This window comes from Deefgea piscis (assembly GCF_013284055.1).
GTDB lineage: Bacteria > Pseudomonadota > Gammaproteobacteria > Burkholderiales > Chitinibacteraceae > Deefgea > Deefgea piscis.
The window spans coordinates 2220634-2244576 of the sequence record NZ_CP054143.1 but is presented as its reverse complement, the minus strand read 5'-3'; the positions used below and the strand labels follow the sequence as shown (position 1 = coordinate 2244576).

Below are 23943 nucleotides of genomic sequence, written 5' to 3'. Positions count from 1 at the left end.
TCACGCCTCAACTTTATTGAGTGGCTGTTCTAACCAATCAACATTTTTCATTTTACGAATAATCACAAATTCATCGCGATTACTCCCCACGGTGCCGTAGTAATTAAAGCCATACGCCAATTGTGCATAACCACCAATCATATGCGTTGGTTTCATCACCACACGCGTCACAGAATTATGAATGCCGCCACGCTTACCCGACATTTCAGCACCGGGCACATTGATAATTTTTTCTTGCGCGTGATACATCATCGTCATTCCATCCGGCACGCGTTGGCTAACCACCGCTCTTGCGGTTAATGTGCCGTTGACGTTAAAGACTTCCAGCCAATCGTTATCGACAATCCCTGCGCGCTTGGCATCGCCTTCAGACAACCAAATGTGTGGGCCGCCACGACTTAAAGTCAGCATCCGCAAATTATCGGAATACGATGAATGAATGCCCCATTTTTGGTGTGGCGTAATGAAATTAAGCGTAATTTCAGTTTCACCATTGGGTTTTTTACCCAAAATACCTGCCGTCGTTTTTAAATCAATGGCTGGCTTATACACCGCAAATCCTTCACCAAAATCAATCATCCAACGATGATCTTGATAAAACTGCTGACGGCCCGTCAGCGTGCGCCATGGAATTAACTCATGCACATTGGTATAACCTGCGTTGTAACTCACTTCTTCAGATTCAATGCCTGACCATGTTGGACTTGAAATGATTTTTCGCGGCTGCGCCTGAATATCACGGAAACGAATCGCATCGTGCTCACGTGGCAAAGCCAAATGCGTGTGATCTCGCCCAGTGATTTTACCTAAAGCTTCCCACGCTTTGACCGCAACATGGCCATTGGTTTCTGGCGCTAGGCTCAATATCATCTCAGCAGCATCAATGGCGGTTTCTAATTTGGGCTGACCATTTTCAGCTTTGCCGTTGAGCTGCAAAAGTTGCTCAACTTCTTTTCCGGTTTGCCAAGCAATGCCCTTACCGCCATTACCTAATTTGCTCAATAAGGGGCCAATCGTGGTGAATTTTTCATAAATTCGTGAGTAATCGCGCTCAACCACCGTCATTTGTGGCGCAGTTTTGCCAGGAATTAAATCGCATTCCCCATGCTTCCAATCTTTAGGCGCAAATGCCTGACCCAACTCACTCGGTGTATCGTGCATCAGCGGCGTCAGCACCAAATCTTTTTGTATTCCCAGCTCAGGCCCGGCCATTTCGGTAAAGCGTTTGGCGAGTAATTTGTAAATTTCCCAATCGCTTTTTGCTTGCCAAAGCGGCTGCACAGCCTCTGAAAGTGGATGAATAAACGGATGCATGTCTGAGGTATTCATATCGTCTTTTTCATACCATGTTGCCGTTGGCAGCACGATATCGGCGTACAAACATGTCGTGCTCATTCTAAAATCAAGCACCGTCAATAAATCGAGTTTTCCTTCCACAGCCGGACGAATTTTGACTTCCGATGGTTTAATTCCTGTCGCTTCATCATCAAATAAAGCGTTTTGTGTGCCAAGTAAGTACTTGAGAAAATATTCATGCCCCTTACCGGACGAGCCCAAAATATTTGAGCGCCAAACCATCATATTGCGAGGGAAATTACGTGGGTTATCTGGGTCATCGCACGACATTTTTAATGCGCCAGATTTCATATTTTCAACCGCATAAGCCACTGGATCTTGGCCGGCTTCTTGGGCGGCGCGAGTGACTGCAAAAGGATTGGTTTCTAATTGCGGCGCAGAAGGCAGCCAACCCATACGTTCAGATTTGGCATTAAAGTCAATCAACGACATGCCATCGAACTCAGATTTGGTCGTTGTGGGGCTAATAATTTCATCGACAGCTAGTTTTTCATGCCGCCATTGGCTGGTATGCGCATAAAAGAAACTTGTGCCATTCATTTGCCGAGGTGGACGAGACCAATCCCCAGCAAAGGCGAGTGGCGCCCAGCCTTGTTGTGGACGTAGTTTTTCTTGCCCAACATAATGCGCCCAGCCACCGCCACTTTGACCGATACAACCACACATCATCAATAAATTGATAATGCCGCGATAAGTCATATCCATGTGATACCAATGATTGAGCGCGGCGCCGACAATCACCATACTCTTACCTTGGGTTTTGTCGGCATTATCGGCAAATTCACGCGCAACAATCTCTACATCAATAGCCTTAACACCGGTATGTTTTTCCTGCCATTTTGGCGTATATGGAATATCCATATTGTAAGAGATAGCGACATTGTCACCGCCATGCCCATTATCCACCCCGTAATTGGCCAGCATTAAGTCATACACCGTTGCCACCAAAACGCTACTACCGTCTTTTAAGGTGACACGCTTAACCGGCACATTTCTTTGCAAAACTTCACCGTGCTCGCTGCCAAAATATGGAAATCCAACACTAACCACTTCATCGGCTTTGTCTTTCAGCGACAGCAATGGATCAATTTCTAAGCCAGATGTGGCTTTTAATTCTAAATTCCATTTGCCAATTTGATCGCCAGTCTCGCCCCAACGTAAACCTATTGCGCCATTGGGAATAACAATTTCACCGGATTTTTCATCAATCAGTAGCGTTTTCCAATCTGGATTATTCGTACTTTCATGTTCAGATAAATGCGACGCCCGTAGGTAATGATCGCCAACCCAGCCTTGACCATGATCTTTAAGCATCACCAGCATTGGGAAATCGGTATATTGCTTGCCGTAGGATTTAAAGTAAGCGCTTTTACCTGTTTTGTGAAATTCATTCAAAATCACATGCCCCATCGCCATCGCGAGGGCGGCATCAGTGCCTTGTTTCGGCGCTAACCAAATATCACCAAATTTGGCCATTTCACCGAAATCACTCGAAACCGCAACCGTTTTAGTCCCTTTATAGCGAACCTCGGTATAAAAATGCGCGTCGGGCGTGCGCGTCATTGGCACGTTAGAGCCCCATACCATCAAATAAGTCGAGTTATACCAATCTGCCGACTCTGGCACATCGGTTTGTTCGCCCCAAACCTGTGGGCTAGCAGGCGGCAAATCACAATACCAATCGTAAAAAGATAGGCAAACACCGCCAATTAAACTCAAATAGCGACTACCTGCAGCGTACGACACCATCGACATGGCGGGAATCGGCGAAAAACCAACCACCCGATCAGGGCCAAACTCTTTAATGGTATAGGTTTGCGATGCGGCGATAATTTCAGTGGCTTCATCCCAAGATGCGCGAACAAAACCACCTAAACCACGGATTGATTTATACGCTTTAGCCCGCTCAGGATTTTGGCTAATGTATTCCCAAGCCGCGATTGGCGACATGGTTTTCCGTGCTTCGCGCCACATACTCACCAATCGGCCACGAATCATCGGATATTTAAGACGCTGGGCAGAATACACATACCAAGAATATGAAGCGCCACGTGGGCAACCGCGCGGCTCATGATTGGGTAGATCTGGCCGAGTGCGTGGATAATCAGTTTGCTGCAGCTCCCAAGTAATCAAGCCATTTTTTACATAAACTCGCCAGCTACAGGAACCCGTGCAATTAACGCCATGGGTAGAGCGCACAACCTTGTCTTGCTGCCAACGGGCACGATAGGCGTCCTCCCATTGACGATCTTCAGCAACGACTGCACCATAGCCATCAGCAAAAGTTTCTCGAGTACGGCTTAAGAATTTTAAACGATCTAAAAAATTACTCATGGACCCTCCAACAAGCAGCTGTCAGTATGTGATAGGTGCTTTCGCTTGAGCTGAACACCTTAATTCTCGGCAAGCGTTAACGGCTTGCCTCTTGATCAATAGGGTGAACTAGCAGGGTAACGGTGCATTTTTCCGTGCATAGAAAAACCAAGTGATGGCGAAGCACAGCGCATAAAACACGATAAAACAATACAATGCGACTTCGGGGCCTCCGGTGTTTTTCATCGAAAGCCCAAAGCTTTGCGGAATAAAAAAGCCACCATAAGCGCCAATCGCACTAATAAAACCAGCTGCCGCCGCAGATTCTTTTAAGCCGTCCAATCTAGATTGCTCAATGGCCGCATCGCCTTTGCCTTGCGCTTCACGACGGCATACCGTGGCAAAAATAGTTGGAATCATTTTGTAAGTTGAACCATTACCGACGCCGGTTAACGTAAACAAACACAAAAACATGGCAAAAAATCCAGTCCAACTGCCACCGACTAATTGCCCAGTTGCATCATGTGATGGCAAGAAATACAGCACACCTAACACAGCAATGACCATGCCGAAAAACACCGCCGCAGTGACCTTAGCGCCACCTAATTTATCGGAAATCGCGCCGCCAACCGGACGAATCAAAGCGCCAATTAAAGGGCCTAAAAAGGCATAGGTTTTAACGCTAATCTCAGGAAACATTGTTTTGGTCAGCAATGCAAAAGCGCCTGCAAAACCAATAAAACTGCCAAAGGTACCTAAATATAAAACGCACATAATCCAATTATGTTGCCGTTTAAAAATCACCGCCTGCTCAGCAAATGAAGCCCGTGCATCAGCAATATCATTCATACCAAACCATGCGGCAATCGTCGCAATCGCAATCAACGGCACCCACATAAACCCGGCATTTTGTAGCCACAGTTGATGCGTCACACCGTCTTTTAAATAAGTTTGCGCTTCGCCGCCAAAAACGCCCATCAAAGGCAAAGTCACCGCCAAAGGAATCAATAATTGCGCCAGTGACACGCCCAGATTACCAAAGCCAGCATTCAAGCCATTGGCTGAGCCTTTTTGTGCTGTAGGAAAGAAGTACGCAATATTGGCCATCGAGCTGGCGAAGTTGCCGCTACCTAAACCACACAGCAAGGCAATGGTGAGCATGACCGGATAAGAAGTAGTTGGATCTTGAACAGCAAAACCAAGCCATAAGGCCGGAACCAGCAGCAAGCCCGTTGAAATCGTGGTCCATTTACGCCCTCCGACTAAGGACGGCATAAATGAATAAAAAATACGCAGTGTGGCACCGGATAATTGCGGCAAAGCGGTCAATAAAAACAGTTGTTCTTTGGTAAAGGTAAACCCCGCGTTGGGCAGATCGAGTGTGACCATGCTCCATAACACCGAGATAATAAAACCCAAGGTCAGACATGGAATAGAAATCCAAAGATTACGCTTCGCAATCGACTGGCCTTCTGATTGCCAAAAAACCGGATTTTCAGGTTCCCATCGTTGCAATAGTCCCGCTTTTGCCATTTTTCTCCCCTTTTTCGATTCGATTTTCGTCAGCTAGCGAATGATGCCCAGACTCATCAGTAGCTGGCATTTCCTTTCATTTCAAGCGCACGATGTAATTTAGCTAGACCAATGGTGATCGCTACGCGGCTTGTAAAACAGCCAAATCAGCACCATCAAAAGAACCAAGTAAGAACAAAACAATAAACAAACCTAAAAACTTACACCAACAAAACAAAGATTAAACATCAGGCGTCAAAATAGCATCGTAAATAATGCAAACTACCTCTTTGTTGCTAGGGGCTGTTGACGTTTGGTTTGCGGATCGCGTTTGTGCTGATTTTGGCCTGAAACAAGGCGAAAGACGCGTGGCATAGTCATTCTATGCAAGCGTTTTTCAACGCAGTGTCAGGTCAAAAGCAGCCAAACCCTAAGGGCTGGGCGCTTTTCGCGGCATCTCTGCGTTATTTCATGCTCGAATAACGGGTTATTGGTCGCATAAAATGCCTTGATCTGCCGCGAAAATCGCGCCAGCGCGACCGAAAACCAAACGTCAACAGCCCCTAGGATTGGTGGGGATTGGATTTCTTACTGTGCTCGCGCGATGGCGAGCGCGAGAGGTAACTCGGCGGCATGCTTTGACCGGCCTATGCACGATGCAAATTGATCTAACAAACCGTACTTTTGGTGCATTCAACACGTTAAAATCAAACGCTGGTTATTTTCTTATCGATCATGGATCGCTTGAAGGGGTATATGCAGCGCCGCACTTTTTTAGCTTTACTCAGCACATTACCGAGCACGGTATGGGCGCAATCATCCCTACAAGACATGCAGGCTGAGGCCAATCGTCGCCGCGTTATTTTTTTAGCGCAAGTACGCCAAATGGCCATCGAGCAAGATCCAGCGATTTACTTTAGCGCCGCCGATCCGGTGATCGGTGCAGCCACTGCGCCACGTACGGTTTTGGTTTTTACAGATTTTAATTGCCCTTATTGCCGCAAAATGGATGCCCTGCTGCAGCAAGTAGCCCAAGCATGGCCCAATGCACGCTTTGTTTTAAAATGGCAAACCATGATGGCTGATAGCAGCGCCAGCGCCGCCAACTTCGCGCTGCAGGTTTGGCAATCGGCGCGCCAGCAGTATTGGCAAGTCCATCAAGCCCTAATGCAATCACCGATTCCCATCACGCAACAAGCCATCAATGACATCGCGCAGCGCACCCAAACTCAGCATTTACTGAATTTGGCCGAGCCCGCAGCGCTCAAAGCCAGCGTCCAGCTCGGGCAGCAATTGCGGGTATTTGCCACGCCGAGCTTATTGATCGGCAGCAAAATGATGGGCGGGATGACGGATGCCAAAACGCTGAAAGCCACGATTTTGCAATGGCCACTCAAGCCTTAAATGGCCTATTTGTTGCGCCATGCTGGCATTGCGGGGTGATGAAATATGAAATTTAAATGACAAGTATCTTTATCCAGCCCATATTGCATCTATGCTGGCTTGATATACCGTGTGTTTTTTGAATCAAGCACTACACTCAGTTTATTCTCTTGCCCACTGAGACTTCACTTTGTACCTTGCTGAACTTGCCGCACTCGAAAAAATCATTGCCAGCGCCGGCGCCCAGCTACGCACTCAACAACACGGCAGCGTGACGTATCAGCAGCACTCCTTCCCACTATATAGTTTGCAACTGGGCTCACAAGATTCGGCCGCGCCGGTGATTGGTTTTTTTGGCGGGGTTCATGGCTTAGAGCGCATTGGCAGCCAGATTTTAATTGGCTTTTTACATAGCCTATTGCAAAGGCTCAAATGGGATCGCAGCCTGCAATATCAGCTTGAATCGCTACGCATCGTGTTTATGCCCATCATCAATCCCATCGGCATGGCGCTGGGCCGCCGTGCCAACGGCAATGGCGTTGACTTAATGCGAAATGCCCCGATAAATGCCGCTGGCCCCGCGGCGTTTTTAGTCGGAGGCCAACGTATCAGCCGCCATTTACCTTGGTTTCGCGGGCTAGAGGGCGCGGCAATGGAGGGCGAAAACCAAGCGCTTTGCGCGGTAGTACAAAACCAATTACTCAGTAGCCCGCTGAGCATTGCCTTAGATTGCCATTCAGGCTTTGGACTACGTGATCGAATCTGGTTTCCCTACGCCGCTACGCGCCAACCCATGCCGCAATTGGCCGAAATTTACGCCTTACAACAGCTTTTAATCCAGTGCTATCCGCACCACCCCTATGTGATTGAACCGCAAGCGCGGCAATATTGTACGCATGGCGACGTGTGGGATTATTTATTACACACCCTCACCCCAGCCCCAGCGTTACAAAGCGCCAGCGTACCCCCTCACGCGCATATTTTTTTACCCCTCACCCTTGAGCTTGGTTCTTGGCTGTGGATTAAAAAAAACCCACGGCAATTGTTTTCTATTGCGGGCTTTTTTAACCCCTTGGTCGCGCATCGCCAGCGACGAGTATTGCGCCGCCATTTACCGCTGCTGGAATTTCTCATTCGCGCCACCCACGATTACCGCAGCTGGCTACCGCAATCGATCCAGCGCATGGATTGCCAACACGCCGCCATCGAGCAATGGTATCGGCAGGATAGGCCATGAAAAACTGGGTGTTACTCCGTGGCTTGATGCGTGAAACGCGGCATTGGGGCGATTTTTCACAGCAATTGCAGCTGCAATACCCGCAAGATCGCATCATCATGCTCGACTGGCCGGGCAATGGTCAGCTCAATGCAGAAATCAGCCCAAACCGCATCGAACACATGGTGCAATACCTCAGGCAAACGCTGATCGAGCAAGGGCATCAAGCCCCCTACCATGTAATAGCGCTCTCACTTGGCGCGATGGTGGCCATTGCTTGGGCGCAGCAAGCGCCTAATGAATTGGCTAGCGCGACGCTGATCAATACCAGCTTGCGCCCCTTTAATCGGTTTTACCAACGCCTAATGCCACGCAATTATCTGCAACTACTGCGCCTACTGTTCAGCACTGCTGCGCAACAAGAACAAATCATTTTGCAACTCACCAGCAATCGATCTCAAGCTCAGCTATTACCGCAGTGGATCGCGTATCAGCAGCAATATCCAATTCGCCGCAGTAATATTTTGCGGCAATTATTCGCTGCCCTCAGCTACCGCAGCCACCTTGAATGCCCCGCTGTTCCGCTGCAATTACTAGCCAGCCAATGCGATCAGCTGGTGAGTGCACAATGCAGCCAAACACTGGCACAGCGCTGGCAAATCCCGCTGTATAGCCACCCCAGCGCAGGGCATGATTTACCGCTAGACGATGCCGCATGGGTGCTAGCGCATTTGCAGCTTGGCCAGCCAACATGATTTTGATAGGCAATCGAACTTAGGCAAATAAAAAAGGGTATATCAACACAGCGCTTATGGATAAAGCACTATATCGATATACCCTTAAATCACCAGCCGCATTACGGCGGCATCAAATCAGCAAATCAATTTATTTTTTATTTTCTTCGGCTTGACACGCCGCAGCAGTAAACAAGACATCGGTCGAAGAATTCAACGCGGTTTCTGCCGAATCTTGCAATACGCCAATAATAAAGCCGACTGCGACTACTTGCATTGCCACATCATTCGAAATCCCAAACAAGCTACACGCCAATGGAATCAATAGCAGCGAACCACCAGCCACGCCCGAAGCGCCACATGCACAAATCGCGGCCACTACACTCAATAGCAAAGCCGTTGGCAGATCAACCACAATACCCAGCGTATTCACCGCCGCCAAAGTCAGCACCGTAATCGTAATTGCCGCACCGGCCATATTGATGGTTGCGCCCAATGGAATCGACACCGAGTATGTGTCTTCATGCAGGCCTAGCTTTTCACACAAGGCCATATTTACTGGAATATTCGCGGCTGAACTGCGGGTAAAAAACGCCGTAATCCCGCTTTCGCGTAAGCAAGTAAATACCAAAGGGAATGGATTTTTGCGGGTTTTCCAAAACACAATCAAAGGATTAAGTACCAAAGCCACCAGCAACATACTGCTCAATAGCACCGCCAACAACTGGGCATAGCTCCATAGCGTGCTAAAACCGGTTTCGGCCAATGTCGCCGCAACCAAGCCAAAAATACCCAAGGGCGCAAAACGAATAATCAAACGCACAATAAACGTGATGCCATAGCTTAAATCGTGCACCACCAATTTAGTGCTTTCCGAAGCATGTCTAAGCGCAATCCCCAGTGCAATGGCCCACGCCAAAATGCCGATAAAATTAGCTTTTAATAAGGCATTAATTGGATTGTCCACCACATTAAACATCAAGCTTTTGATGACTTCACCAATGCCACCGGGCGGTGCTAATTCGCCGGTTTTCGCCACCAAAGTCAGCGCAGTCGGAAAAGCAAAACTCATCATCACCGCAACCAAAGCGGCCGAAAACGTACCCAATAAATACAGCACTAAAATCGGCCGAATATGCGTTGGTTGGCCTTTTTTATGATTGGCAATCGATGCGGCAACCAAAACAAACACCAAAATCGGTGCCACCGCTTTTAGCGCACTGATAAATAAATTACCCAGCAACCCCACCGATTTTGCCGCGTCGGGCGCAATCAAGGTCAACAAAATACCTGCCGCCAGACCCAGCATAATCTGGCCCACTAAACTTCCATGCTTTATATAGCGCAGCAAATGATTCATTTTATTCCTCTCTCAAAGTGACCCCCCCTCAAGCGCAGCATCAGCCGCCTTAAATTCGAAGGGGGTCGACAGTCTAGCGGTAAAAACGTCACTAATTTGAAATAAACCACAACAATTTACTATTTTTTGCAAACAGAAAGCCAATCACTAACAAGTAGTAAATAAGGAGTTGATTTTGGGTAAGAAATAAGCCGAACTACTGACAAAACGCAGCAATACTCGCCAACGTAACAAAACCCACTCGCACCAAGCAATGGGCGCTAGCGAGCTGGGCTTAGGCTATTGGCGGTATAAATGAGCTGGCCTTGGTAACGAATATAAAACTGATCTTTAGCCCGCAAAATACTCAGCCCTTCAGTCTTGTTTTGATACAAGGTCGGCGTGACATCGCCCTCAAGCACCTTTTGAGCGCTCAAGATGGCTGGTTTATCGCTAGTGGCAAAAAAGATTTCGGCTTGCTGCCGATCAGCAGACAACACCACAAAAATAGACTGCGGCTCGCTCGCCTTGGCGTCATAACGCTCAAAGCGAATACCGCGCTCAAACAGGCGAATACATTCACCCAGCATCGCCGACCATTGATACCCTGCCGAAGCAATACAGCCGTTGGCATCTCGATCCGCACCCACAACCTTTAGCACCGACCGCGCTTGCGCGACATTCGTCGACGATGCGCTGATGGCAGCGCGACTCACAACGGGCGCATCAGCAGAGGTGCATTGATTGCCCGCCGCAGCACCAGCTTGATCGAGACAACGATCTTGTTGCCCAAAAGAGCAAGCCCCCAAGCTTGCCAATAATAGGCATGCGCCCAATCGTTGATATTTTTTCATTCGTTTTAGTCCTTCAAACAAGCCACTCAACAGCAAGCGGCTAGCCTGTAGTCGCCGCCTGCCACTTAATCCATCATCGCATTAAATTTACTCACGCTGTGATCAATCTGTTCTGGGGCGTAATTATTACCCACCGAATAAGCCGCAATCTTGCCCAGATGGGTGTAGCTCAAACCGGTTTCATCCGCCCAAGTATTAAACGCCTGCTGAATGCGTTCTAAATCGCGTTTGGCGCTCGGTTGAGCGGGAATATCCAAACCGGCTTGCTGCAGCGCCAACACCACATCTTGGCTTAATACAAAACCATCTTTGCCGACATAGCGCAAAAACCATTGCCCGGTATTACCACCCAAGCGGCTACCGCGTTTTTTTAACACCGCCATCAAGTCGATCTGCCTCGACGCAGGAAACGTATTTAAAAACCGCGCAAAACTACCGTACTCATGGCTATACGCCCGCACAAAGCTGACATTCTCCATTAGCGCTTTAATCCGCGGCCAATGCCGCACCACACGAGCATCATTGCAATACGCCTCCCACTGCTCAGCAGACAGCATCGCCAATCGATCGACATCAAAACCCAAAAAAGCCGCCTCAAACTGCGGCCATTTGTTATTGATCACCGTCCAATTAAAACCCGCTTGATTAATCGTGCGGCACATCATCGCCAACACCCGATCATCGGGCAACGCCAAAAACTGCGCCTCGCTCGCCACCTTGGGCAATAAAGCCTGCAAAGCCTGCGCCCCACCTTTACGCGCCATCGCGCGGGCTTGAATCTCAGCAAATTTTTCCATCATCGTCTCCAAATCACCAAACAACGCAGCAAATCAAAATCGAGCCAAGTCGCTACCAATCATGATACCCAAGTCCAACGCAGCGCAGCGCGTACTGATGGCTAAACAACGCGATCAACGCAACATCGCCAAGAGCGATTCATCCAGTGAGGAAATAACAAGTGGAGGTTAATACGGGGGTATGAATAGCAAGGCTTAGAAAATAAAGAGCGGCAATTAAATACCTAGGCAGGGTGTATTCGACGCGCAGCGGCAATACGCCAATCGGCTTAAGGATTCAGCATGGTGGTGTGCGATGTGGATTGATTACGGTATGCGGCGTAATGCCTTCGGCGATTACGCCCTACTTCGTACCACTGTATTTCACCGAGACAGCTTGCAGATGGCATAATGTCAGCTCATTGTCCAATATGGCACGCTCAGCTATGCGCTTATCCCTTCGTTTGTTTGTCCTTAGTTGCTTGCTGTGTCTTGCCCTGCCTATCGCCGTCGCCAACGAAAAACAAGATAGCAATGCACTAAGCACCCAGAAAGAATTGCTGCAACTAAAAATCGACAGTAACCGAGAAATACAGCAAAAAGATATTGAGAGCCTAAAAGCCCGCATTGATGCATTTGACAAAAGAATCGATGACCAAAATAACCGTGTAAGTGATATTAATTCTGAGGTAGATCGGTTTGCTATCGCTACTGGTCTGCTTGGCTTACTAATTACCGTTGTATTTTTTCTTGGCGGTTGGGCGGCGTATGTTTCTGTGGCCAACAAAGCGAAAGAAGATGCCAAATCAGCCAGCAAGCAATGGTTTGATGACAATGCTGATAAGTTGATGACGCAAATGCTGGAACTGGAAAGAGCGGCAGAACAAGCACATCAGACAATAAATGATAAGGTGGCTGATGTGGAGCAGAAACGTAGCGCAGCAATTAAAAATATGCAGGACAGCATGTATGCATCTGTAAAAGATGCTCCGCCAATTAGTGATGAAGATACTAAAGCACTTCGTAGCAACGAAGAACGCCTACGGCATATCCCGGAAGCTAGCTATTCTTATGAAGATTGGAACCAGCGAGCTTTCGCTGCATACAATGCCTCGAAGCTTGAAGACGCTGCCTTATTCTGGAAACGTGCTAGTGAAATCCCAAACACTGGTGCAGATAAAGCGGTACAAGCACTATTTAATCGCGGCGTTGTTTTAGATCAAATGAAAATGCTAGATGAGGCCATCGCCACTTATCAAACAATGATAGACACTTACACGACAAGCTCGACTCCAAACATTCGTTTACTAATAGCCGCGGCAATGCACAATAAAGCGATCATCCTTAAACAAAATCAACCAGAAAACGCTATTGCTGCCTACCAACAGCTGATCGATACTTTTGTTTATGACACAACGCCTAAAATCTGTAAGTACGTAGCGACAGCAATGCATGACATGGGCATTGCTCTTACAGAGATGCAGAGATTAGATGAAGCAATTGTCGTTTACGAACGACTGATAGATAAGTATCTAGTTGACTCAACTCCGGAAATTAGTGAAGTGGTGGGACAAGCGTTCGGCGGAAAAGGCTTTGCACTACTGATGAAGGCTAAGAAAAATTGGGCTAATCGGGAAGAAGCCGACTCTCTGCTCCATGCAGCAAAGGCCGCGCTAGAAGAAGCCCTTAAATTATGTTCGGATTGTGGGATTTCCCGCGGCAATCTAGCTTATGTGCACTGGTTGCTTGGGGATGCAGCAAAGGCAGAGGTATGCTTTCGCATTGCGCTGGCCTCTGCTCAAAAAGGAGGCGAAGAACTGTACGTAGCGACGCAAGGCGATTTTGATCAATACCCTCTGCCAGAAGATGAAGGTATGCGCGCAATGATTGATCGCTTATGGAAAGACTATTCACTCGCATCAAGTAGCGTGTAATAAGCGAAGCGCATACCTTGTTATGCATAAATTTGATACAACGCCATGCGAGATGTATTTGATTGCAGGGCTTTATTAACAAAGCCCTACCACCAATACCCCCCAATCACCGCCCTTCCATCACGCTAATCACGCTTCGACCGCCGGCGGTTTTTTGTACGCTGATTTTGCTGGCGATGCGTTCGGTCATTTCTTGTACGTGCGAGATCACGCCGACTTTTCGGCCTAGCGCTTGCAGGCCGTCGAGCGCATCCATGGCGATGCTGAGGGTGTCGGCGTCGAGGCTGCCAAAGCCTTCGTCGATAAATAGCGATTCAACGCGCACGCGCTGCGATGAGAGTGATGCCAAACCGAGCGCCAGCGCTAGCGACACCAAGAATGATTCGCCACCCGAGAGCGAATGCACCGAGCGCGCTTCGTCGCCCATGTCTTGGTCAATCACCATCAGCGCCAGCGTGTCGTTAATCCGTTGCAAGCGATAGCGGCGGGAGAGTTGCTGCAAGTGCCGATTGCTATAGCCGAGCAGCACATCCAGCGTGTATTGCTGGGCGTAATTGCGAAATTTTTTACCGTCGCTTGAGCCAATTAAATCACCCAGTTGCGCCCAGCGGCGCTGGATGGTTTCTTGCGCGGTGATTTCTAGCAACAGATCGGCGGCGGCGCTGCGGCGCGCTTCGTCTTGGGCGAGTTGTAACTGCAAGCTCGCGGCTTTCGCCTGCGCGGCGGCTTGCTCGCGGCTGATGTCTGCAACCTGCGCTTGCAATTGCGCCAGTGCGGCGCCGTCCTCAGCGTTGACGAGCTCGGGCTGTTGCGCTTGGTGATGCTGCTGTTGCAAACAGCGTTCTTGCAATACCGTTTGCGCGTGCAATACCGCTGTATCGAGCGCCAATAGCGCGGCGCGCTCACTGGCTAACCCTGCGGCATCCAATGCCAAATGTTGTCGTAACACCGCCAGTTCAATGCCCTGCTCGGCCAACCATTGATCAAGTTGCTGCTGCGCGCTGTGCGCTTGTTGTTGCCACTGGCTCAGCTGCGCTTGAGCTTGGGCCAACGCCGCTTGCTCGCGAACCACGTGCTGCGCGGCCGATTGTGCGGCGAGCTGGGCTTGGTTTTGCAGCGCTTTGGCGCTGGTCAAGGCTTGCGCCAATTGCGCCTCAACACTCGCTACGCTGTGTCCGGCAAACAGCGCCTGTCGTTCCGATTGCAATGCGCTTAGCGCGGCTTGCTCGGCATTGAGTTGCGCTTGCAAGCGCTGCTGCTCGGCGCTGGTTTGTTGTGCGGCGGCGAGTAATCCGGCCACCGTTTGCGCCAGTAAGGCGGTGCTTTGCAGGCCGCTCGCGTGTGCGCTGTGCTGCGCCAACCAAAGCTGAGCTTGCTGTTGCCAATGCGCTTGCTCCACCGCCGGATCGGCCTGCCAGCGCGCTTGCCAAGCAGCGTCAAACTGTAAAGCCGGTGCCAATTGCGCCAAGCTGGCGGCGCAGCGCGCGGCGTGCTCTTGCTCGGCAAGTTGCGCGGCAGCACGTTGCGTGGCGATCTGCTGCAATACGCTTTGGCATTGTTGCACCGCGTCTTTCTGGCTTTGCTGCGCTTGGTTGGCTTGCTCAAATGCTGCTTGCGCGCTGTCTTTGGCCTGCTGCGCCTGTTGCCATGCGGCTTCTTGCGCGGCCATGGCGCTGGCTTGTGTTTGTAATGCGGTGTGTTGCTCGGCAAACCATGCGGGCTGCTCAGCCGGATTCATTGCGCTAATTTCGGCTAGTAAAGCATGGTTTTGCCATTGCGAATTTAAGGCATCGCGCTCTGCGGTGATGCGGGTAATTTCGGGGTGAATCTCGGCCAAAGCGCGCTGGATGTTGGCAAGCTCGGCATTCAATTGGCTGTGTAAGCTTAATTGCTGTTGCTGCTGCTGCTGCTGCGTGGCGACTTCGGCTTGCAAGCTGGCCAACATCGCTTGCAACTGCGGATTTGCACTGACGTAAGGATGATCGAGCGCACCGCAGACAGGGCAAGGTGCATCCTCTTGCAGCGCATCGCGTAGCGACTCAACGTTGCTGTTACACGCCGCTTCGGCCGATTTGAGCGAGCGCTCAGCTTGCGCCAAGGTGGCGGCAATCAGCGGTTGCTGCTGCGTTAGCACTGCCAAATTTTGCTCGGTTTGCGCCTGCGCCGCTTGCTGCATGGCTTGCTGATGCAGCAATTTATTCAGCTGCGCCGTGTATTCGCTAATGCGCTGCACCAGTTGCTGGGCGCTGGCTAAATCATCGCGCCGCTGCGTCCATTGCACTTTTTGCGCTGGCAAGCTGCCAATGTCGATTTGCGCCTGCTGGGCTATGGCGACTTGCCGCTGCTGCTCGGCCTGCTGCAGCGCGATTTGTGCTGTTGCTAATTGTTCATTCGCGGCACTGAGCTGCGCTGTTTGCATAGCGTGCGCTTGCGTCAATTGGGCGCATTGGCTGGCCGCGCCTTGAGCGGCGGTGCGCGCCGCTGCCGCTTGTTGTAGCTGCACCGCATACACAGCCCAATTCTGCGCCAAATCTTCATACTGGGTATGTGCATGCAGCCATTTTTCAGCATTGGCTAGCTGTACATACCCATGCTCAAGCTCTTTTTGTTGCTGCTCGTGCTGCGCCCATGCTTGCTGCGCGGCGTGATTGGCTTGCGCCACCGTACTGTGCAATGCCGCTTGTGCGGATTGGCGAATGTCGATGCTGGTGTCGAGCTTTTTGGCGGCATCCAGTTGTGGCGCCGCAGCGCTTTGCGCTTGTTCGGCCGCCAGTTGCTGGCTTTGCGCTTGGCTCAATGCGGCATTGGCTGTGTCACTGGCCTGATTGGCCGCGCTCAATTGCTGCTGCCCCACGGTGATGGCCGCGCTGGTTTGCGCCAAACTCGTGGCAAGGCGATCCACATCAAGCAATAAAGGGCGGGCGGCTTGCACCAGATCGAGCTGCTGCAGCATTTCGCGGCGTGAGGCCGCCGCCGCGTGGGCAGTCTGTTGTTCATCCACGGCAACTTGCGCGGCGTTCACGCCAAGGGCGAGTTTGTCGGCCTCGGTGTACCAGCGCAGTGCGTTATTCAATGACTGCGCCGTGGTATCGAGGGTGCTTAAAGCTTGCGCGGCAGTAGTGGCCGCCACATCCAGCTCGCTACGCGCCTCTGCACTGAGTGGTTTTTGATCGGCGAGTCGATCGTTAATCCGCTGCAGCGCTTGTAATTCAGCTTTGGCGCGAACAAAAGCGCCTTGCGAGAGCTGACTATAAATGGTGCTGCCGGTGAGCGTTTCTAATAGCTCGCCGCGCTCGTTGTCATCGGCTTTTAAAAAGCTGGAAAACTCATTTTGCGCCAGCAATACCGCGCGAGTGAATTGCTCAAAATTCAAACCAATGCGCTGGATGATCTCGGCTTTGACTTCATTTTTTTTGCCGCCAATCGGCTGCATATGCGGCAATTGCAGCAGCGACATCGTACTGGCTTGCAAGCTGCCTTTAACACTGCCGCGCGCCCGGCGCACGCTCCAGCGCGCGCGATAGCTCGCACCATCGTTGCCGACAAAATCCACTTCGGCATAGCCATCAGCACAGCCACGGCGCAGCAAATTGGCGGCGTCTTGATGGGTGATTAAATCGGTGCCGTCAGGCAAGGTTTTACCGCTACCGGCTTTAAGTAAGCGCGGCGTGCTCTCATACAGCGCCATACACAGCGCGTCCAGCAATGTGCTTTTGCCAGCGCCCGTTGGGCCGCTAATGGCAAATAAACCGGCCGATTTAAGTGGCTCTTGCTCAAAATCAACCCCAAATTCACCGGCCAAAGAGGCAAGGTTTTTACCGCGTATCGCTAAAATTTTCATTTTTCATCCGCCCCTGCATTGAGCATTAATTCGGCCAATGCCGCCATCAATTCGGGCGGTGCATCCGCCGCGTATTTGCTGCGATAGAGGCGATTAAAAATGGCATCGGGCTGCAATTGCGCTAACTCAGGCAAGGTTTCATCTTCAAGCTCAGCGCTATTTTTAGCGGCAAAGCGGGTTTCAATTTTGGCCAAGCGCACCGGTTTTCCTTCAATGGCCGCTTCAATTTGCGCACGCAAACCGGGCTCGGGCTGCTCCAGCGCAATACGCACTTCTAAAAACGGATACTGCTCCGGCGCTAAATCAGCCGGTAAATTAAGCGCCGCAAGTGCCGCCAACACCTCGGCCATTGGCGCGGCTTTGTTCGGCACGCGCAATAAATCCACCGCGCGCGGCACCAATAAAGGCGTCACATCTACCACCGTTTCACCTGCGGTATCAAAGCGCAGCACTTGATGCGGATACGCCACTTCGGCAAACGACAACGGAATCGGGCTACCGCAATAGCGAATATGCGCTTGTTGCCCCACCATTTGCGCCAAATGCAAATGCCCCAAAGCGGCGTAGGCAATATTGGCGTCAAACATTTTGGCCGATAGCGCTTCGCTGCCACCAATTACAATCGGCCGCTCTGAATCTTGCGAGACTTCACCGCCCACCATATGGCAATGCCCGAGCGCAATAATCGGCTGGCCCGCTTGGCGCAGGCTCAGCGCATGCGCCAAAGTCTGTTGATACAGCGCAGTAATGCCGGCGGTATACGGGTCAAGCCCTTCGGCTAAATCGGCAACGCGCGGCACATCCCCCGGGCGTAAAAATGGAATCGCCAAACACCACGCCGCCACGCCTTGCGTGTCTTGCAGGGGAATCACTAAACGGCTGACGTCGATTTGCCCTGCCGCATCGCGCGGTACAAAGCCGATTACGCTGGCATCCATCCCCGCTAAAAACGGCGCAGGCATTTCAAGCCGCCCCGGTGAATCATGATTACCGGCGATAATCACAATATTCAGCGCCGGAACGCGCGCCTTGGCTTGCTGCAAAAATTGATAAAACTGCTTTTGCGCTGCGGCCGAAGGGTTGGCGTTATCAAAAATATCACCCGAAATCAGCAAGGTTTGCGCTTGCTCGGTCACCAAGGTCGCCAGCAACCAATCCAAAAAACATTGATGCTCAAATCGACGCTCAAAATGATGCAAGGTTTGGCCTAAATGCCAATCAGAGGTGTGAATAAAACGCATACCAATCCCAAAGTGAATAACTCAATGTGCCAGCGCCCAAATCAGCACAAAACGCCCCAATATAACCGAATCAATCCGCTGCCGTCAGTAAGCCAAGCCAAAGCCGCGCACGAATCCCCACTCCCTACTCCCCATTCCGCCCCAACCTTGATCCAGATCGCGCAGTGTGCCTAGTTTACTGCGCTCAAGTACAGTTCGGAGTATGCTGCCAATCCCCGCGTTGCCCGTCACTGGGCGCAATCAATGAAGGAACGCCGATGCCTGAGCGCAATGTGCAACTGATCATCATCGACCCGCAAAATGACTTTTGCGATCAAGCCGGCGCGGCGCTGCCCGTCGCTGGCGCCAGCGCTGATTTGCAGCGCATTGGCGCACTTTTAGCCCAGCAAGGCACCGCGCTCAGTCAAATTCATGTCACGCTCGATTCGCATTTACCGGTGGATATTGCCCACCCGAGTTGGTGGTGTGATGCCGCAGGCCAACTCCCCGCGCCGTTCACCGTGATCAGCCAAAACGAGGTAGAAAGCGGTGTGTGGCGGGCGCGCGATCCGGCGCAGCAAGCGCATAGTTTGGCGTATGTGCAAGCGCTCAGTTGCAATCAACGCTATCAACTGATGATTTGGCCCGAGCATTGCCTGATTGGCAGTTGGGGGCAAGCGGTGCAAAGTGATTTACTCGCTGCGCTTTACACATGGCAACGGCAAACGCTCAAACCGCTGCACTTTATTCATAAAGGCAGCAATCCGCGCAGCGAGCATTATTCGGCGCTGCAAGCCGAAGTGCCCGATGTGAATGACGCCAATCCAGCCGATACCGCGTGGTTAACTGAGCTTGCCAAAGCCGATTTGATTTTGATTGCCGGCCAAGCGCTATCGCATTGCGTGGCCAGCACGGTGCGCGATTTAGCCAACGCCTTGGGCGAAGCGCAGATTCATAAATTATTATTACTCACCGATTGCACCAGCCCGGTAGCGGGTTTTGCCGAACAAGGGCAAGCTTTTATCACCGAGATGCGCGCCCGTGGCATGCAAACCGCCAGCCATTTAACGCTGGCGCTCGATCATTGATCCAACTTAGAAGCGATCTTTGCATGACAACTTTAGTGCCTGTGATTGAGTCTTTACTCGACACCGATTTATATAAATTCACCATGATGCAAGAAATCTTGCATAGCCAGCCGCAAACGCAGTCGGAATACGCGTTTAAATGCCGCAATCGTACCGCGCTGCCGCTCGCGGCTTGCCAAGCCGAAATCAACGCCCAGCTGGATCATTTGTGCACGCTGCGCTTTAGCGAGGACGAGCTGGCGTATTTGGCGGGGCTGCGTTTTATCAAATCGGATTTTGTCGATTTTTTGCGTTTATTTCAGTTGCAACGCCGCTTTATTTGCGTGAGCGAATCAACGCAACAGCCGGGCGAATTAAGCATCACCGTGAAAGGGCCGATGCTGCATTGCATGTTGTTTGAAATCTACGTGCTATCGATTGTGAATGAAGTGTATTTCCGCCAGTTTGCGCTGGCGCCGGCATTAGCAACAGGCCGCGCCCATCTGGCGGCCAAAATCAATACTTTGCAGCAATTTGCCCAGCAAGCGCCGCTGGCCAATCCTTTTGTGTTTTTTGATTTTGGCACTCGACGGCGCTTTTCCCGGCAATGGCATGCTGAAGTGGTGCAAGCACTCGCCAGCCAAAGCAGTGCAATGCGCGGCACCAGCAATGTATTACTCGCCAAACGCTTTGGCCTTACGCCGATTGGCACCATGGCGCATGAATATCTGCAAGCGTTTCAAAGCTTTGGCTCACGACTGCGCGATTTTCAAAAAAATGCGTTAGAACATTGGGTGCGAGAATATCGTGGCGATTTGGGCATTGCGCTGACTGACGTTGTCGGCACCGATGCGTTTTTACGTGACTTTGATTTGTATTTTTGCAAGCTGTTTGACGGCGTGCGCCATGATTCAGGCGACCCATTTATTTGGGGTGAAAAAATCATCGCGCATTATCACAAAATGAAAATCGACCCGAGCAGCAAGCAATTGGTGTTTAGTGACGGGCTCAATATTGATAAAGCCATTGCGCTCTACCAACACTTTGCGCCGCGCTCACGTGTCGGTTTTGGGATTGGCACGGATTTATCCAATGACTGTGGGCTAGAACCCTTACAAATCGTCATGAAACTGGTGTATTGCAACGGGCAACCGGTGGCCAAAGTCAGCGATACGCCGGGTAAAGGCATGTGTGAGGACGTGAATTTTCTCAATTATTTGTGTGATGTTTTTAAAATCAAATAAGCCGCAAAAACCCATAAAAATCCAATATCGCCGCATCAGTGCAAGCAGCAAATCCATGCCGAGTGGTGTAATGCTGACAAATTCAGGCGTATTGTGATTGATTCAAAAGACGCGAGCGCCTTCCCCTTTGCTGGGATTGCAGCAACACGCAAACCCTCACTTCTTCATCGGTATTGATGGGTATTTACTTGTAGGCAATGATGACAATTGCCTGCAGGTAAATACCCATATAGATAGTATTTCAGCACTCGCCTTAATACCCGTTAAACCGACCCCGCTCGAATAATGGCAATCGCCAACAAAAAACAATACAATAAAAGAAAGAATAAAGTAAGATTTAACACCTTATTTACGCAGCTTACTCGGCAAACTATTCTTGCCGCGATCTCACCCGACTAAAGCCTTACGGATCAACACGCTACAGCTGAAAACTGATGCATGCAAACCACAGAAAGCGGCAAATTGCATTAGGCATTTCCCCTAAAATGACGACATGCCAAATAAATTACTAGTCATTTAAGCTGTAACCCAATACCATCAGCATTAACTAATATACCGTTAATCTAATTTAAAGCCACCATGCCGCACCAACCCCATTTCAATCCACTCTGCCATTGCGTTAAAACACCATTTCAACTGGGCTTTACCTTAATCGAGCTCATGGTCACGCTGAGTATTTTGGCCATTTTAACCGCCATTGCTGCCCCCAATTTCAGCCAAATGATGGTCGCCAATCGCATGACCACGCAAAACAATGAATTGATTGCGGCGATTAATTTGGCACGCTCCGAAGCCATCAAACTCAATCGCAGCGTCACTTTTTGTAAGCTTGATTCGGCCAGCGCCAGTGCGTGCTCGAGCACTGCCGGCAATTGGTTGCATTGGGGCGTGATTTCTAACGAAGGCCTAATCCGCCGTGGTGTCATCACCACCGCCAGCGAAATCAAAGTCATTAGCGATTTAACCGCCAACCAACTGCGCTTAGGGGCCGATGGCTTGGCTTACAACAATAACAATTTAGCGGCCGCCAATATGTCGATTTGGTCGTGTAGCTGGGGCCGTCCTAGCGACAATTTAATGACGCTCGCCATTGGCGCCGGGAGTCGTTTAGTCAGCACTAAAGGGAGCAAAGTATGCCCGTAAACTCATTGTCTTCGCCCCGATCACAAGCTGGCTTTAGCTTAATCGAAGTGCTGATTGGGATTGTGGTGCTATCAGTCGGTTTATTGGGTTTGGCGGCGTTGCAATTGGCCACGCTCAAGCACAACCAAAGCTCGACCGAGCGCAATATGGCGGTGATTCAAACCAATTCAGTGCTCAGCGCCATGCGCGCGGATCGCGAAAACGCCATTAACGGGCAGTTTAATCTGGCGATCGATAGCGCCGTCAGCTCTGGCAGCAGCTTTGCCAGCGGGGTACTGAATCGTTGGCGCACCAGCATTAGCAATCAGTTGGGTGAAGGCGCTAGTGGTGCGGTCAACTGCAAAGCAGCACTATGTACGGTGACCATACGCTGGGATGATTCGCGCGCGGCGCAAGGCGAGCGTGAACAAACCATCGTCACCGAGGTGTTTCTATGAGCCAAGCCGCCCTACCCGCTCGAGCCGGACTTTTAACTGAGCGCGGGTTTTCGATTGTCGAATTGATGATTGCCGTCGCCATTGCCTTACTGATGATTGCCGCGGTGTCTGGAGTGGTACTGTCGAGTAAGCAAAGCTATCGCAGCTCTGAGGGCTTGTCACAAGTCAACGAAAGCGGCCGCAGTGCGCTGAGTTTTCTAGAGCGCGCCATTCGTGGCACCGGCGTGATTGCTTGCGGGAACACCCAGCAAGTAGCCAATGTGTTAAATAATCCAACGTCACAATGGTGGTCCAATTGGGCGGCAATTCGCGGGTTTTCTGGTGATGCCGCGACCAGTGCCGCCGCTTTTGGTTCGGGCGTCGGCCAGCGCATTGCTGGCACACACGCGATTCAATTACAAGGCATGAGCGATTCGGCGTATAGCATCGAAAGTCACAACGGAGGCTCGGCCAATATGAAGCTCGCTGGTAGCGGGCACGATATTGTTGCCGGCGATATTTTAATGGTGTGCGATACCGATCATGCCACCATTTTTCAAGTTTCCAATATCAATGGCACCGGCAATCTGGTGCATAACAAAGGCAGCGGTACTTCTCCGGGTAATTGCGGCAATGGCTTGGGTTTTCCGACGGATTGCAGCAGTGGCCCTGCGAGCAAATATGAATTTGCCCCGAATTCAACCGTGGCTAAATTGGCGGCTGCCACTTGGTATATTGGCAATAATGGCCGCAGCCAAGACGGTGGCCGCTCGCTCTATCGCGTTGGCATCGATGGCACACGCATCGAGATGGCCGCTGGCGTGGTTGATATGCAAATCAGCTATCGCATCCCCAGCAGCACCAGCTGGGTGGACGCCAGCAGCTTAAACAATACGCAGTGGGATCAAGTCAACGCCGTCACCTTAACGCTCAGCCTACAAAGTGCGGAAAAAAACATTGCCACCGCAGCGACCACGCCCAATGGCCGTTTAACACGCGAAATCACCCAAGTTATCTCGCTGAGGAATCGAACATTATGATGCGCGCAGCGTCTTACCGCCCTGCACAAGCGGGGATTATTTTAATCATGGCGCTGGTTTTGCTATTGATTGCGACCTTGCTCGGCGTATCGGGCATTCGCAATGTGCTATTGCAGGAAAAAATCAGCGGCAATAATTATGATCAATCCATGGCCTTACAAGCCACCGAATCGGCACTGCGCGCTGCCGAAGCCAAGATTGAAAGTAACCCCGATATCACCGCGCTTAATGGGCAAAGTTGCCTTGCGCCCACGCTATGCCCGATTTCTCCGCCCGATGATGCCCCAACTGGCTGGACCGATATCGACGCAGCCTATTTGGTCAACACCGCCTTGCTTGAAGGCAAGCCGCAGTATTTTATTCAGCTAATGTCCGAAACCAATAGCGATGATGAATCGGGGATTTCAGGCAGCGCCTTAGCCAATCAATACGGCGGTAGTGGCGGGATTGTTTCGCGCACTTACCGCATTACCGCGCGCAGCCATGCGCCCGACGCGGCCACTGGCCGTGCCGCAGTTCGCCTACAAACCACCGTCAAAGTCGATAGGTAGCACC

General features: G+C 50.9%; 17 protein-coding genes. 10 read left to right on the top strand and 7 right to left on the bottom strand.

The genetic code is table 11. From position 1 onward, the window contains the following. Complete coding sequence (locus tag HQN60_RS10510; protein WP_173533596.1) at positions 1 to 3690, bottom strand: nitrate reductase subunit alpha; 3690 nt, start codon at positions 3688 to 3690, stop codon at positions 1 to 3. A 108-nt stretch (positions 3691 to 3798) separates the two neighbouring features. Then, positions 3799 to 5202 carry an MFS transporter gene (locus tag HQN60_RS10505; protein WP_173533595.1) on the bottom strand — a complete coding sequence of 468 codons (1404 nt, stop codon included), beginning with the start codon at positions 5200 to 5202 and terminating at the stop codon, positions 3799 to 3801. Between the two features lie 735 nt (positions 5203 to 5937). On the opposite strand from HQN60_RS10505, the gene HQN60_RS10500 reads away from it, so the two are divergent. From HQN60_RS10500 to HQN60_RS10490, 3 genes are all read left to right on the top strand, one after another. Further along, positions 5938 to 6585 carry a thioredoxin domain-containing protein gene (locus HQN60_RS10500; RefSeq protein ID WP_173533594.1) on the top strand — a complete coding sequence of 216 codons (648 nt, stop codon included), beginning with the start codon at positions 5938 to 5940 and terminating at the stop codon, positions 6583 to 6585. Positions 6586 to 6754: 169 nt separating this feature from the next. After that, complete coding sequence (locus HQN60_RS10495; RefSeq protein WP_173533593.1) at positions 6755 to 7801, top strand: DUF2817 domain-containing protein; 1047 nt, start codon at positions 6755 to 6757, stop codon at positions 7799 to 7801. Next, complete coding sequence (locus HQN60_RS10490) at positions 7798 to 8535, top strand: alpha/beta fold hydrolase (protein ID WP_173533592.1); 738 nt, start codon at positions 7798 to 7800, stop codon at positions 8533 to 8535. The genes HQN60_RS10495 and HQN60_RS10490 overlap by 4 nt, the downstream gene beginning before the upstream one ends. 130 nt (positions 8536 to 8665) lie before the next feature. On the opposite strand, the gene sstT is transcribed toward HQN60_RS10490, so the two are convergent. From sstT to HQN60_RS10475, 3 genes are all read right to left on the bottom strand, one after another. Continuing rightward, complete coding sequence (gene sstT / locus HQN60_RS10485) at positions 8666 to 9874, bottom strand: serine/threonine transporter SstT (protein ID WP_173533591.1); 1209 nt, start codon at positions 9872 to 9874, stop codon at positions 8666 to 8668. A 260-nt stretch (positions 9875 to 10134) separates the two neighbouring features. After that, complete coding sequence (locus HQN60_RS10480; protein ID WP_173533590.1) at positions 10135 to 10707, bottom strand: hypothetical protein; 573 nt, start codon at positions 10705 to 10707, stop codon at positions 10135 to 10137. A 65-nt stretch (positions 10708 to 10772) separates the two neighbouring features. Further along, the gene (locus HQN60_RS10475) at positions 10773 to 11507 is read right to left on the bottom strand and encodes a DNA-3-methyladenine glycosylase I (RefSeq protein WP_217390103.1); all 735 of its coding nucleotides are present in this window, start codon (positions 11505 to 11507) and stop codon (positions 10773 to 10775) included. A gap of 422 nt (positions 11508 to 11929) precedes the next feature. Here HQN60_RS10475 and HQN60_RS10470 point away from each other — a divergent pair, with 422 nt between their 5' ends. Then, complete coding sequence (locus tag HQN60_RS10470; RefSeq protein ID WP_173533589.1) at positions 11930 to 13417, top strand: tetratricopeptide repeat protein; 1488 nt, start codon at positions 11930 to 11932, stop codon at positions 13415 to 13417. 106 nt (positions 13418 to 13523) lie between these two features. On the opposite strand, the gene HQN60_RS10465 is transcribed toward HQN60_RS10470, so the two are convergent. Both HQN60_RS10465 and HQN60_RS10460 read right to left on the bottom strand, forming a co-directional pair. Continuing rightward, positions 13524 to 17258, bottom strand: a complete 3735-nt coding sequence (locus HQN60_RS10465) for an AAA family ATPase (protein ID WP_173533588.1) — start codon at positions 17256 to 17258, stop codon at positions 13524 to 13526. Continuing rightward, complete coding sequence (locus HQN60_RS10460) at positions 17255 to 18499, bottom strand: exonuclease SbcCD subunit D C-terminal domain-containing protein (protein WP_173533587.1); 1245 nt, start codon at positions 18497 to 18499, stop codon at positions 17255 to 17257. Before HQN60_RS10460 ends, HQN60_RS10465 begins: the two co-directional genes overlap by 4 nt. Before the next feature lie 257 nt (positions 18500 to 18756). On the opposite strand from HQN60_RS10460, the gene HQN60_RS10455 reads away from it, so the two are divergent. The 6 genes from HQN60_RS10455 to HQN60_RS10430 all read left to right on the top strand — a co-directional run bounded on the left by HQN60_RS10455 (position 18757) and on the right by HQN60_RS10430 (position 23939). After that, positions 18757 to 19566, top strand: a complete 810-nt coding sequence (locus tag HQN60_RS10455) for a cysteine hydrolase family protein (protein WP_173533586.1) — start codon at positions 18757 to 18759, stop codon at positions 19564 to 19566. A gap of 23 nt (positions 19567 to 19589) precedes the next feature. Further along, positions 19590 to 20789 carry a nicotinate phosphoribosyltransferase gene (gene pncB / locus HQN60_RS10450; protein WP_173533585.1) on the top strand — a complete coding sequence of 400 codons (1200 nt, stop codon included), beginning with the start codon at positions 19590 to 19592 and terminating at the stop codon, positions 20787 to 20789. Positions 20790 to 21368: 579 nt separating this feature from the next. Next, entirely contained in the window at positions 21369 to 21932 is a 564-nt protein-coding gene (locus HQN60_RS10445; protein WP_173533584.1) for a GspH/FimT family pseudopilin, read from the top strand. Then, positions 21923 to 22369, top strand: a complete 447-nt coding sequence (gene pilV / locus HQN60_RS10440; RefSeq protein WP_173533583.1) for a type IV pilus modification protein PilV — start codon at positions 21923 to 21925, stop codon at positions 22367 to 22369. The genes HQN60_RS10445 and pilV overlap by 10 nt, the downstream gene beginning before the upstream one ends. After that, positions 22366 to 23388: a prepilin-type N-terminal cleavage/methylation domain-containing protein gene (locus tag HQN60_RS10435; RefSeq protein WP_173533582.1), complete on the top strand. Its 1023-nt coding sequence runs from the start codon at positions 22366 to 22368 to the stop codon at positions 23386 to 23388. The genes pilV and HQN60_RS10435 overlap by 4 nt, the downstream gene beginning before the upstream one ends. Beyond that, positions 23385 to 23939 carry a pilus assembly PilX family protein gene (locus tag HQN60_RS10430; RefSeq protein ID WP_173533581.1) on the top strand — a complete coding sequence of 185 codons (555 nt, stop codon included), beginning with the start codon at positions 23385 to 23387 and terminating at the stop codon, positions 23937 to 23939. Before HQN60_RS10435 ends, HQN60_RS10430 begins: the two co-directional genes overlap by 4 nt. The last annotated feature ends 4 nt before the right edge of the window (positions 23940 to 23943 follow it).